This is a genomic window from Stenotrophomonas cyclobalanopsidis (assembly GCF_008710035.1).
Lineage (GTDB): Bacteria > Pseudomonadota > Gammaproteobacteria > Xanthomonadales > Xanthomonadaceae > Stenotrophomonas > Stenotrophomonas cyclobalanopsidis.
In genome coordinates, this window is the sequence record NZ_VYKI01000003.1 from 116,207 (window position 1) to 128,376 (window position 12,170).

A 12,170-nucleotide genomic window follows, 5' to 3' on the forward strand; every position below is an offset into this window, starting at 1 on the left:
GCAGCCCTTCTGTAGAGCCGAGCCCACGCTCGGCTGCATGTCGCACCGTGCCGGGCAGCCGAGCATCGGCTCGGCTCTACAGACATCACGCCCGCATCGGCAAACCCAGCGGCGCCATAATGCGCGTCTCTCTGCGTGGACCCTCGTATTGGCCAGCCACTCGCTGCTGTTCCCGGGATTGCCGCTGCACAGCGCGCGCCTTGTATTGAGCCCGATCCGTCGCGATGATGCGGCCGCTCTGTTCGCCCTGCAGTCCGATCCGGAGGTGATGCGCTTCTGGAACCATCCGGCATGGACGCGGCCGACCGAGGCCCGCGCGCAGATCGACGACGACCTCGCCGCGCACACCACCGGCACCCAGCTCAAGCTTGCGGTGCGTGAATCACTGGACGGCCCGCTGCTGGGCATCTGCGTGGTGTTCGCCCTGGACCGTGACGCGGCCCGCGCCGAGATCGGCTACCTGCTGGCCCCGGGCAAGCAGGGCCAGGGCTACATGCACGAGGCGCTGCAGCAGGTGGTTGCCTATCTGTTCGACACGCTGGGCCTGCACCGGCTTGAAGCGGAGATCGACCCGCGCAACCGCCCGTCCGCGCACGTGCTCGACCGCCTCGGCTTCCATCTGGAAGGCGTGCTGCGCCAGCGCTGGCGCATCCAGGGGGAACTGTCCGATTCGGCGGTGTACGGCCTGCTGGCCGACGATGGCGACCGCAGCGCCCTGCCCGCTTGACCGAATCTGGCTGCAGCCCGCCATCCGCCGCGGCCATGCCTTTGGACACATCCGGCACGCGCGGCAGCGGCCTAGCATCAGGGCCCTCTTCCGCTACCGTCCTGGTGCCATGAAGTCCCTGCTGCACATCGCCGCGCTCTGCGTCGGCCTGCTCGTTGCCCCCGCCTCCGTCGTCACTGCGTCGGCCGCCGAAACCAAGTCCGACACGAAGGGCGACCCGACCGAGGCGCCCGCGCTGCCGGCCGATGCCTCCGCCCGCCAGAGCATCCGCCTGGCCGGCCGCACCCTCGACTACACCGCCACCGTCGGCACCCTGCCGGTGCGCGATGACAAGGGCAAGGTGATCGCCGACGTGGTGTTCACCGCCTACACCATGCCCGGCAAGGACCGGCCGGTGACCTTCGCCCTCAACGGCGGCCCCGGCGCATCGTCGGTCTACCTCAACATGGGCGCGATCGGGCCCAAAGTGGTCACCTTCGGTTCGGAAGGCGACAGCGCCTCGGCACCGGCCACCCTGCACGACAACCCCGGCACCTGGCTGGACTTCACCGACCTGGTGTTCATCGATCCGGTCGGCACCGGCTTCAGCCGCGCACGCATCGGCGATGACGAAGCGAAGAAGCAGCTGTACAACCCCAGCGCCGACATCGAGTACCTGTCGCGCAGCATCTACGACTGGCTGCTGCGCAACCAGCGCATGGGCGCGCGCAAGTACCTGACCGGCGAAAGCTACGGCGGCTACCGCGGCCCGCGCATCACCCACTACCTGCAGACGCGCCTGGGCGTGGCAATGAACGGCCTGGTGCTGGTGTCGCCGTACCTGAGCCCGACCCTGGAAGACAACGCCGACGTCTCGCCGATGGCGTGGATGCAGACGCTGCCGTCGATCGCGGCGGCGCACCTGGAGCGCCAGGGCAAGCTGACCGATGCGGCGATGCGCGAGGTGGTCGAATACACCCGTGGCGACTACGCCACCGCGCTGATGAAGGGCCGCAGCGATCCGCAGGCAACCGAGGCGATGCTGCGCCGGGTGACCGAGCTGACCGGGCTGGACCCGCAGTTCGTGCGCCGCGCCGGTGGCCGCCTGGAAACCCAGGCCTACCTGCGCGAGGTATTCCGCGACAAGGGCACGCTGGGCAGCCGCTACGATTCGAACGTGACCGCGTTCGATCCGTTCCCGAACGATCCGGAGCAGCGCGCCAACGATCCGCTGCTGGACAGCATCATCGCGCCGACGACCACGGCGATGGTTGACTTCGTGACCCGCGTGGTCGGCTGGAAGGTCGATGCGCGCTACCAGGCGCTGAACTACGACGTGAACCGGCTGTGGGACCGCGGTGGCGAGCTGCGCCAGGGGGCGGTGACCCAGCTGCGCCAGGCGGTGGCGATCGACCCGCACCTGCAGGTGCTGATCGTGCATGGTTGGAACGACCTGTCGTGCCCGTTCATGGGTTCGATCCTGACCGTGGACCAGATGCCGACGATGGGCAGCAACCCGGATCGTGTGCAGGTGCGCAGCTATCCGGGTGGGCATATGTTCTACAGCCGGGCGGACAGCCAGGCGGCGTTCCGGAATGACGTGAAGGCGCTGTTCCAGCGCAACTGAGTGGTGGTGGCGGCCGGGCCTGCGGCCCGGCACCCGCTGGATCAACTGCAACGGCAATGGCAACCGCAGAAGCCGGGGTTCCGTGGGATGGCGGGGTTCCGGGCGCTGATGGTGGGTGCCGACCGTTGGTCGGCACGGGCTCTGACCCTGACTGCTCTGGTAGGTGTCGACCTTGGTCGACACGATGGGTGCAGAAAAATTGTTTGTCTCATGAAAAAAGCCCGCCGGAATCCGGCGGGCTATTTTGTTTACCGGGCCGCTGGCATCAGGTCCAGCCGAACAGCTCGAACAGCTTCAGGATCAGGTACGCACAGCCGCCGGCGGCGGGGATGGTCAGGATCCAGGCCCAGACGATGCGCTCGATCACGCCGAACCTCAGCGAGCGCGGGTTCTTGGCGAAGCCCACGCCCATGATGGCGGTGGAGATGCTGTGGGTGGTCGAGACCGGCATGCCGAAGTGGGCCGCCAGGGTCAGGATCGTGGCCGAGCTGGTCTCCGCGGCGAAGCCGTGGATCGGGTGCAGCTTGACCATCTTGTGGCCCAGGGTCTTGATGATCTTCCAGCCGCCCGAGGCGGTGCCGGCGGCCATCACCACCGCGCAGGTCAGCACGATCCACATCGCGATGCCGTCACCGGCGTGCGCATCCGGGTGCATGAAGGCCAGCCACGACGGCAGGTCGTTCAACGCGCCGGTGGCTTCGGCACCGATCAGGGTCATGGCGATGATGCCCATGGTCTTCTGCGCGTCGTTGTGGCCGTGGGCGAAGCCCATGTAGGCCGCCGAGGCGATCTGGGCCTTGCCGAAGAAGGCGTTGACGATGCGCGGGCGCGCCAGGCGGCCGATGGCACCACCGATCTTGGCCAGGCCGGCGATCACGGCCCACAGCAGTACCATCACTACGATGCCGAGCAGGAAACCGGCGATCGGCGAGGTGATCATCGGCACGAACACCTTCCACAGCAGGCCCTTGTTCTGCGCCCAGCTGCCCAGGCGCTCGGACCAGATCAGTGCATCCCAGTTGTTGTGGGCCGCGGCCAGGCCGGCGCCGCACAGACCACCGATGAGAGCGTGCGAGGAGGAGGACGGCAGGCCCTTCCACCAGGTGATCAGGTTCCAGATGATGCCGCCCAGCAGCGCGCAGAGGATCACCTGCGGGGTGACATCCACGACGTTGGTGTTGAGCAGGCCCGAGGCGATGGTCAGCGCAACCGCGGTGCCGGTGAGCGCGCCGAGCAGGTTCATGCCGGCCGCCAGTATCACCGCCCAGCCGGGCGAGAGCACTTTGGTCGCCACCACGGTGGCAATGGAATTGGCAGTGTCGTGGAAGCCGTTGATGAACTCGAAGACGAGCGCGGCCAGGATCACTACCAGGACAAGGGTCAACATGCGGCGGCGTCCGTCAGCTGTTCTTCAACACGATCTGGTAGGCAACGACGCCCGCCTCGCGGCAGCGGTCGATGGCCTTTTCCAGGATCTCGAAGAATTCCTTCAGCAGGAACATCTGCAGGTTGTCCAGGCGGCCCGAGTAGATGTCGCGGTACAGCTCGAGCATCAGGCGGTCGGCCTCGTTCTCCAGCGAGCGCAGCTTCTCGTTCAGCGCGGTCATCCGGTCCAGGTTCATGTGGCGCAGGTCGGCCACCATCTCCACCACCACGCCGGCCGCCTGTTCCAGCATCGCCGCGCGCGGCGCGAAGTCGATGTGCTCCAGGTGGGTCGTGGCCAGCGAGTAGCGATCGGCGAACTTCTCGATCTGCTTCGGAATCTTGTACAGGGCCGAACCCAGCGCCTCGATGTCCTCGCGCTCGATCGGGGTCATGAAGCTGTCCACCAGCGCCTGGCTGATCTTGTCCGAGGCCGCGCGCTCGCGCAGGCGGGCCAGCTTGAAGGCGTCCAGCGCCGGCTGGCGGTCGGCCTCGCGCAACATCGAATGCAGTGCCTTGGCGGCGTCGTTGGCCGCGACGGCGGCCTCATCAAGCAGGGTGTAGAACTGTTTGCCGGAACCGAAAATGGTCTGCAGAGAGAACATTGAGAAACCTGTCAGCCGTCGCGGGAAGGACGGCACCAGGACGAATTATGACGGCTAGATGACCATTCCGGGTATCCCCGCCCCCCAAGAGGGGGTGAAAACCCCGAACCTGAACAGGTAGTTGCCACCCTGCCATGGGCCTTTGCTAAGATGCCAGCGCGCCCCCGGGCGCACCTTATGGACGACGACCCTTACCCCCCTGCGCCGCGCCGGACCCCGTTCCTGAGCGCCTGCCGCCACTGCAAGCACCCGCCCTCCCTGCCACCAACCGGGGATGATGCCCGTGTTTGAAATGATCCTGATTGTTTTCGCGCTTGTTCTGCTGAACGGCTTCTTCGCCATGTCCGAGATGTCGGTCATGACCTCGCGCAAGAGCCGCCTGAAGCAGATGGCGGCCACCTCCAAGCGCGCAGCCAAGGCACTGGAGCTCTCCGAGAAGCCCGAAAGCTTCCTGTCCACCGTCCAGATCGGCATTACCGTCATCGGCGTCCTGACCGGCTATCTGGGCGGTGAAGCGCTGGGCGAAGCGTTCGGCGGCTGGATCGAGGGCCTGATGCCCGGCTTCGCCTATGCCGGCAAGATCGGCACGGTGCTGGCCGTCAGCCTGATCACCTTCATCACCCTGATCTTCGGCGAGCTGGTGCCCAAGCGTCTGGCCCTGACCCGGTCGGAGGCCATCGCCGGCCTGGTGGCCATGCCGATGAGCTGGCTGGCCAAGCTGGCCCTGCCCTTCGTCTGGCTGCTGTCCAAGACCACCCAGCTGATGCTGAAGGTGATGGGCCTGGGCCAGGACGAGGCTGCCCAGGTGACTGAAGAAGAGATCCGCATGCTGGTGGCCGAGAGCCACGAGGCCGGCGTGATCGACACCCATGAGCGCGACATGATGAACCGTGTCATGCGCCTGGGCGACCGCACCGCCGACAGCCTGATGACCCCGCGCAACCGCATCGCCTGGCTGGACACCCAGGCCGGCCTGGAGCGCAACCTGGAAATCATGGCCGAGCACGAGTTCTCGCGGTACCCGGTGCTGCGCGACAACGACATGGACGTGGTCGGCATCCTGGAACTGAAGTCGCTGGCCACGCGCATGGCGCGCGGGGACAACGCGCTGTTCCAGACCCTGCGCGAGCCGCTCTACGTTTCCGAATCGACCCACGCGATGAAGCTGCTGGAGATCTTCCGCGAGGAACAGCAGTCGATGGCGCTGGTGGTGGACGAGTACGGCGAGATCCAGGGCCTGGTCACCATCAGCGACCTGATGGGCGCGGTGGTCGGCCGCCTGCAGGCGGTGGAGAACGCCGACGAAGACGCGCTGGTGGTGACCCGTGAAGACGGCTCGCTGCTGGTGGACGGCTCGCTGCCGATCGAAGACCTGCGCGAACTGATCGGCAGCAACGAGCTGCCCGACGCCGAAGACGGCGACTACTACACGCTGGCTGGCATGTGCATCCATTACTTCGGCCGCATCCCGCATGCGGGCGAATACTTCGACTGGGCCGGCTGGCGCTTCGAGGTGGTCGATCTGGATGGCGCGCGCGTGGACAAGCTGCTGCTGCGCACCCTGTCCGACGAGCAGGCCGATGAGCTCACCGCCTGAGTCCAACCAGGCGCCGCACGATGGATCGGGCGAGGAGCGCCCGGTCTACCGCAACGAGGGCATCCGCACCCTGCTGGCGATGTTCGCTTCGGGCGACCCGGGCGAGCACATGCCACTGGGGCAGATCCTGAAGGACCTGCAGCAGAGCGCCTTCGGCGTATTCCTGTTCGTGGCCATCCTGCCGTCCTTCATTCCGATCCCGGGCATGGGCGGCGCGGTCAGCGGGCCGCTGGTGGTGCTGATCGGGCTGCAGATGCTGTTCTGTCGGCGCAAGCCGTGGCTGCCGGGCTTCATTGCCCGCCGCGGCCCCAAACGCGGGACCATGCAGAAGTTCCTGCGCCGTATTGATCGGCCATTGCGTCGACTGGACCGCATGCTCTCGCCGCGCATGCCGTCGCTGCTGGTTCCTCTGCCCGCGCATGCGTTCACCGGCCTGCTGCTGGTGCTGTTGGGAGTGATGCTCTCACTGCCAATCCCGTTCACCAACTTCCTGTTCGGCTTCCAGCTGCTGCTGTTCGCGCTGGCACTGCTGGAACGCGATGGCGCGTTGATGCTGTTCAACTGGGTTGCCGCGCTGGTGGCGATCGCCTTCTTCGGCTTCAGTTCCGGGCAGCTGGTGGGGTATACGGTGGAGCTGTTCCAGCGCTGGTTCTGAGTGCTGGCCGCTGCGCTCGCCGGGCATGGCCCGGCGCTACCCTCCACACGACATGATCATCCACGCACGGCGTGGACCTACGCGGAAGCAGTAGATCCACGCCATGCGCGGATGAAGCAGCGGTAGCGTCGGGCCATGCCCGGCGGAATTGCTCACCGCAGGTCGATGAACCCGTTGTCGCCCAGCTGCGCCGGCTCATCCTGCACTGCCGACAGCACAAAGCTCAGCGCCTTGCCCAGCAGGGTGCCGGGGCCATCCCAGTATTCGGCCGAATCGGCGCGCACGTGGATCAGCCGCAGGTTCGGGTCATCCTTGCCGCCCGGGAAGAACAGCTTCATCGGCGACGACCACAGCTCCTCGATCTTTGCGCGGTCATTGACGATGCGCGCACGTCCGGCCACCGATACATAGGTGTTCTTCGATGGCGAGGCGTAGGCCACGTTGACCCGCGGATTGAGCGCGATCTCGGCCACCTTCGGGCTGTCGGCGGCGGTGGCGAACCAGAGGTCGCCATCGAAGGCGACCTGCTGGGTGCCTAGCGGGCGGCTGTACAGGCGGCCATCGACGCCGACGGTGGTGAACATCGCCACCTCCACGTCCTTGATCAGTTCGGCCAGCTGGGCAATGTGTTCGGCGCGGGAATCGGCCATGGTGGGGGCTCCGGGGAATGAGGAGCCCCCATCAGACCCGGCGCGGGTGCAATGCGCCGTGATGCAGATGTTCAGCCTGCGTGGCGGGCATGCCAGGCCTGCATGGCCAGCTCGAACGAGCGCAGGCGCGCGCGGTGGTCGTACAGGTTGGCGGTCAGCATCAGTTCGTCGGGCGTGTGGCGATCGACGAAGGCGGCGATGCCCTCGGCCACCTGCTGCGGATCACCCAGCACGGTGCAGGCCAGCGCGCGCTCCACGCCCAGCTTTTCGTGCGGTTCCCAGAAGGTCTCGATGTCGTCGATCGGCGCTGGAATGCGGCCCGGGCGGCCGCGGCGCAGATTGACGAAGCTCTGCTGCTGGCTGGTGAACAACCGGCGCGATTCGGCTTCGCTGTCACTGGCCACGACATTCAGCGCCAGCATCGCGTGCGGCTGCTTGAGCGTGACCGAGGGGCGGAATTCGCGGCGATAGACGGCCAGCGCTTCCTCCATCGAATCGGGCGCGAAGTGCGAGGCGAACGCATACGGCAGACCCATCGAGGCGGCCATGCGTGCACCGAACAGGCTGGAACCGAGGATCCAGGTTGGCACCCGCAGGCCGCCACCCGGCACGGCCTGCACGGCCTGGCCGGGCTGCACCGGTTCGAAGTAGTGCAGCAGCTCGCGCACGTCCTGCGGGAACTGGTCGGCGCTGTCGAAGTAGCGGCGCAGGGCCCGCGCGGTGGGCTGGTCGGTGCCGGGCGCGCGGCCAAGGCCGAGGTCGATGCGGTCGGGGTACAGCGATGCCAGCGTGCCGAACTGCTCGGCCACCTGCAGCGGCGCGTGGTTGGGCAGCATGATGCCGCCGGAGCCGACGCGGATGCGTTTTGTGCCGCCGGCCACGTGGCCGATCAGCACGGCGGTGGCCGCGCTGGCGATGCCGGGCATGTTGTGGTGTTCGGCCAGCCAGTAGCGGCGGTAGCCCAGCGCATCGGCGTGCTGGGCCAGCTCCAGCATGTTGGCGAAGGCGGCGGTGGTATCACTGCCCTCGCAGACCGGGGCCAGGTCGAGGATCGACAACGGGATCATCAGGCGTACTCCGTCACAGGATGCCCCCTTTCATGGGGTCGGGACGGGGCCACGGCCAGTGACGGTGGCAGGATGCTGATTCCTGCGGGGCGGGTGTAGAGCCGAGCCGATGCCCGGCTGCTGTTGGACCACGAAAGGCAGCCGATCGTGGGCTCGGCTCTACAGAGGCGGCGGAAAGCAGCCGAGCATTGGCTCGGCTCTACACAGTCGCGCGGTCAGAACGCACTGGGGCGCGGCTCGGCCAGCGGTTCGTCGACCATCGGCCGCAGCGCCGCATCCAGCGCCACGCGTTCATCGAACACGAAGCAGCGGCCTTCGTAGCCCTCGCCGCCCACTTCCTCGAAGTAACCGAGGATGCCGCCGTCGAGCTGCAGCACGTTGTCCATGCCGTCGTTGACCATCCACAGCGCCGCCTTCTCGCAGCGGATGCCACCGGTGCAGAAGCTGACCACGGTGCTGCCCTTCAGCGCCTCGCGGTGCGGCGCCAGGGCCTCGGGCAAGTCGGTAAACTTGTGGATGGGCAGTACCAGCGCGTCCTTGAACGTGCCGTACTCCACTTCCTGCAGGTTGCGCGTATCGAGCATCACCACTGGCTTGCCGGCATCGTCGTGGCCCTGGCGCAGCCAGCGCTGCACGGTGGCCGGGTCCACGGCCGGTGCGCGCGGATACTCCAGCGGCTGGCCGTCATCGCGGCGGAAGCTGATGATCTCGTCCTTGACCTTGGCCTTCAGCCGCGCAAACGGCTGGTGCTCGCTGAAGCTGGTCTTGACCCGCATGTCGGCAAAACGCGCATCGGCATGCAGGGCGGCATAGAAGTCCTTGATCGACTCCGGCGCGCCGGCCAGGAACAGGTTCAGGCCCTCGCTCGCCACCAGGATGGTTCCGCGCAGCTCCGCGGCCTCGGCGCGCGCCAGCAGCTGGTCGCACAGGACCTGGGGGGCGTCGATGACGGCGAAGTGGTAGGTAGCGGTATTGGCGATCATCCCGCCATTTTAGCGCCTCGCGCCCGCACAGGCAGATTCAGGGGTCAGAGCCCTCCGCGCGGCAGAGGGATCCGACCCATTGCCGGCCAGAGGCCGGCACTACCACGGGGTCTAGCCCCGCAACAGCACGAACGGCAGCAGCACCAGCGCCGCGGCCACCACCATGCCCAGCAGCACCAGCACCACGAACACCGGCCGCCGCCGCAGCAGGCTGCCGAACGTCTCGGCCGTTCCCTCGCGCAGCGCCTGCTCGCGCTCGGCACGCACGCACGCCCCGCGCGCCTTCTGGTACTCGGCCATCAGCGCCTTCGCCCGCGGCTGGTCGGCATCCTCGCTCAGCCACAGGCCGCCGTTGGAAATGCCCCACGGGCTGGGTTCGGTGCGGTACCAGGCGATGCCGTGCTGGTCCAGCAACGTGCAGACATCGGCGTATTCGTCGTCACCGACATTGCGGAGATTGAGCAGGAGTTTGGCCATGCGACCATGATACCCGGCACCGATGCGCTACCCTTGCCGCCCCCGATACCGCCCATCCCGGAGACGCCCGATGCGCCGCCTGCTGCTCCCCCTGCTGCTGTCCCTTGTCGCCGCCGGCTGTGCCCGCGAACCGGCCGGCCCGCCCCCGGGTGGCACCCTGACCACCTTCGAGCGCATCGACACCCAGGTCGGCACCGGCGCCGAAGCCGTTCCGGGCCAGAAAGTCTCCGTGCACTACACCGGCTGGATCTACGACCAGCGTACCGAAAGCAAGCATGGCAAGACCTTCGACAGCTCGGTCGGCCGCGGCGAGCCCTTCACCTTCACGCTCGGCGCCGGCCAGGTCATCCGCGGCTGGGATGAGGGCGTGGCGGGCATGAAGGTGGGCGGCAAGCGCACCCTGATGATCCCGCCGGCCTACGGCTACGGCGACCGCGGCATCGGCCCGATCCCGGCCGGTTCCTCGCTGGTGTTCGATGTCGAGCTGCTCGATGTCAAACCGTAATGCCGCTGCACCGCGCCGGGTCGCCGTCATCGGCGGCGGACCGGCCGGCCTGTTCGCCGCCGAGCGCCTTCGCGCGGCTGGGCTGGACGTGGACCTGTACGAGGCCAAGGGTTCGCCCGGCCGCAAGTTCCTGATCGCCGGCAAGGGTGGGCTCAACCTGACCCATTCCGACCCGCGTCCGTTGTTCGACAGCCGCTACCGCGAGCAGGCCGCTGCTGTCGGCCCGTGGCTGGATGGCTTCGACGCCCAGGCGCTGCGCGACTGGGCCGCCGGCTTCGGCGTGGAGACCTATGTGGGCAGCTCCGGCCGCGTGTTCCCGGTCGACCGGAAGGCCGCGCCGCTGCTGCGAGGCTGGGTGCGCCGCCTGAAGGAACAGGGCGTGCGCCTGCATGCCAACCATCGCTGGACCGGATGGAACGAGCACGGCGCGCTGTGCTTCAGCACCGAAGACGGCCCGCTTGAGGTGCAGGCTGATGCCACCGTGCTGGCCCTCGGCGGCGGCAGCTGGCCGCAGCTGGGCAGCGATGGCGCATGGGTCGCGCCGCTGCAGGCGCGCGGCGTGGACATCGCCCCGCTGCAATCCGCCAACTGCGGCTTCGACGTGGACTGGACCCCGTTCTTTGCCCAGCGCAATGCCGGTGCACCGCTGAAGCCGGTGGTCGCGCACTGGATCGACCTGCAGGGCCAGCCGCAATCGCTGCAGGGCGAATGCGTGGCCAGCGAGTACGGCATCGAAGGCAGCCTGGTCTACGCGCTGGCCGCCGATCTGCGCGAAACCCTCAACCGCGATGGCCACGCCACCCTGTGGCTGGATCTGGTGCCGGGCCGTGATGAAGCGCGCCTGCTCGCCGATCTGTCGCGCCCGCGCAAGGGCCGCAGCTTCGGCGAACACCTGCGCCGCCAGGCGGGACTGGATGCGGTGAAGACCGCGCTGGTGTTCGAGATCCTGGGCAAGGACGCCGGCAACGACCTGACCGCCGTGGTCGCAACGCTCAAGCGCCTGCCGCTGCGACTGCTGCGCCCGCGGCCGATGGCCGAGGTGATCAGCACCGCCGGAGGCGTGCGCCTGCAGGCGCTGGATGACAGCCTGATGGTGCGCGCCCTGCCCGGCGTGTTCTGCGCCGGCGAGATGCTGGACTGGGAAGCGCCAACCGGCGGTTACCTGCTGACCGCATGCTATGCGAGCGGCCTGCGGGCGGCCGAGGGTGTCATTGCGTGGCTTGCGGGGCGCTGACCCGGGTTTTGTAGAGTCGAGCCATGCTCGACTGCTTTTTGCATCCAGTCGAGCATGGCTCGACTCTATAGAAACAGCGCAGCCGAGCATGGGCTCGACTCTACAAACTGCGGTGCATGCGCACCGAGGCCAGCGCCACGCCACTGGGGTGCGGATAGGCTTCCTCGGCCCCGGCAATGAAGCCCTGCCGTTGATAGAACGGCACCGCGTTGAGCGAGGCTGACAGCACGACCTTACGCGCCGGGTCGGCCAGTGCCAGCAGGCGCTGCATCAATGCCTGGCCGATGCCCTGCCCGCCCCTGTCCGGATCGACGAACAGCGCATCGACCTCGTTACCGGCGGCGTCGAACACGCCAAAGCCCAGCAGGGCGCCCTGCCCGTCCTCGGCCACCACGCAGGCACCCTGCGCCAGCAGGCGTTCGTACTGTGCCGGTGGCGGCGACGCCGACCACGGCGCGATCACCTCGGGCGGGTAATGGCTGCTGCAGGTTTCGCGCACGCAGCGCGTGCGCAGGGCCCACAGCGCGGCTACGTCATCGGTCGTGCCGGTCCTGAACTGCATGATGCCTCCCCGTAGAGTCGAGCTTGCTCGACTGCTTTTTTCTGATCAGAAAGCAGTCGAGCAAGCTCGACTCTACGCAA

The 12,170-nt window shown here is 67.6% G+C and carries 13 protein-coding genes; 6 read left to right on the forward strand and 7 right to left on the reverse strand.

From position 1 onward, the window contains the following. The first annotated feature begins 148 nt into the window (after nucleotides 1-148). Nucleotides 149-727 (forward strand): GNAT family N-acetyltransferase, encoded by a 579-nt coding sequence (locus tag FJU31_RS03810; RefSeq protein ID WP_150453549.1) that lies wholly within the window; start codon nucleotides 149-151, stop codon nucleotides 725-727. 109 nt (nucleotides 728-836) lie between these two features. After that, nucleotides 837-2,333, forward strand: coding sequence for a S10 family peptidase (locus tag FJU31_RS03815; RefSeq protein WP_150453550.1), 1,497 nt, complete (start codon nucleotides 837-839; stop codon nucleotides 2,331-2,333). A 265-nt stretch (nucleotides 2,334-2,598) separates the two neighbouring features. Here FJU31_RS03815 and FJU31_RS03820 read toward each other — a convergent pair whose 3' ends face one another. Together FJU31_RS03820 and FJU31_RS03825 are read right to left on the reverse strand one after the other, a co-directional pair. Further along, entirely contained in the window at nucleotides 2,599-3,720 is a 1,122-nt protein-coding gene (locus FJU31_RS03820; protein ID WP_150453551.1) for an inorganic phosphate transporter, read from the reverse strand. 13 nt (nucleotides 3,721-3,733) lie between these two features. Beyond that, a complete protein-coding gene (locus FJU31_RS03825) occupies nucleotides 3,734-4,360 on the reverse strand; it encodes a DUF47 domain-containing protein (RefSeq protein WP_079221423.1) in 627 nt (208 codons plus the stop codon). Between the two features lie 292 nt (nucleotides 4,361-4,652). On the opposite strand from FJU31_RS03825, the gene FJU31_RS03830 reads away from it, so the two are divergent. Continuing rightward, nucleotides 4,653-5,957 carry a hemolysin family protein gene (locus FJU31_RS03830; protein ID WP_079221422.1) on the forward strand — a complete coding sequence of 435 codons (1,305 nt, stop codon included), beginning with the start codon at nucleotides 4,653-4,655 and terminating at the stop codon, nucleotides 5,955-5,957. Continuing rightward, entirely contained in the window at nucleotides 5,941-6,612 is a 672-nt protein-coding gene (locus tag FJU31_RS03835) for an exopolysaccharide biosynthesis protein (protein ID WP_150453553.1), read from the forward strand. The genes FJU31_RS03830 and FJU31_RS03835 overlap by 17 nt, the downstream gene beginning before the upstream one ends. 152 nt (nucleotides 6,613-6,764) lie before the next feature. On the opposite strand, the gene FJU31_RS03840 is transcribed toward FJU31_RS03835, so the two are convergent. The 4 genes from FJU31_RS03840 to FJU31_RS03855 all read right to left on the reverse strand — a co-directional run bounded on the left by FJU31_RS03840 (nucleotide 6,765) and on the right by FJU31_RS03855 (nucleotide 9,789). Continuing rightward, nucleotides 6,765-7,262: a pyridoxamine 5'-phosphate oxidase family protein gene (locus FJU31_RS03840; protein WP_150453554.1), complete on the reverse strand. Its 498-nt coding sequence runs from the start codon at nucleotides 7,260-7,262 to the stop codon at nucleotides 6,765-6,767. Between the two features lie 71 nt (nucleotides 7,263-7,333). Next, a complete protein-coding gene (locus FJU31_RS03845; RefSeq protein WP_150453555.1) occupies nucleotides 7,334-8,329 on the reverse strand; it encodes an LLM class flavin-dependent oxidoreductase in 996 nt (331 codons plus the stop codon). Nucleotides 8,330-8,544: 215 nt separating this feature from the next. After that, nucleotides 8,545-9,312 (reverse strand): sulfurtransferase, encoded by a 768-nt coding sequence (locus FJU31_RS03850; RefSeq protein ID WP_150453556.1) that lies wholly within the window; start codon nucleotides 9,310-9,312, stop codon nucleotides 8,545-8,547. Between the two features lie 111 nt (nucleotides 9,313-9,423). Continuing rightward, nucleotides 9,424-9,789: a DUF6164 family protein gene (locus FJU31_RS03855; RefSeq protein WP_150453557.1), complete on the reverse strand. Its 366-nt coding sequence runs from the start codon at nucleotides 9,787-9,789 to the stop codon at nucleotides 9,424-9,426. Nucleotides 9,790-9,859: 70 nt separating this feature from the next. On the opposite strand from FJU31_RS03855, the gene FJU31_RS03860 reads away from it, so the two are divergent. Beyond that, nucleotides 9,860-10,294, forward strand: a complete 435-nt coding sequence (locus FJU31_RS03860; RefSeq protein ID WP_108768449.1) for an FKBP-type peptidyl-prolyl cis-trans isomerase — start codon at nucleotides 9,860-9,862, stop codon at nucleotides 10,292-10,294. Further along, entirely contained in the window at nucleotides 10,281-11,528 is a 1,248-nt protein-coding gene (locus FJU31_RS03865; protein WP_150453558.1) for a TIGR03862 family flavoprotein, read from the forward strand. The genes FJU31_RS03860 and FJU31_RS03865 overlap by 14 nt, the downstream gene beginning before the upstream one ends. A 100-nt stretch (nucleotides 11,529-11,628) precedes the next feature. On the opposite strand, the gene FJU31_RS03870 is transcribed toward FJU31_RS03865, so the two are convergent. Then, nucleotides 11,629-12,090 carry a GNAT family N-acetyltransferase gene (locus FJU31_RS03870; RefSeq protein ID WP_150453559.1) on the reverse strand — a complete coding sequence of 154 codons (462 nt, stop codon included), beginning with the start codon at nucleotides 12,088-12,090 and terminating at the stop codon, nucleotides 11,629-11,631. Nucleotides 12,091-12,170 lie beyond the last annotated feature (80 nt).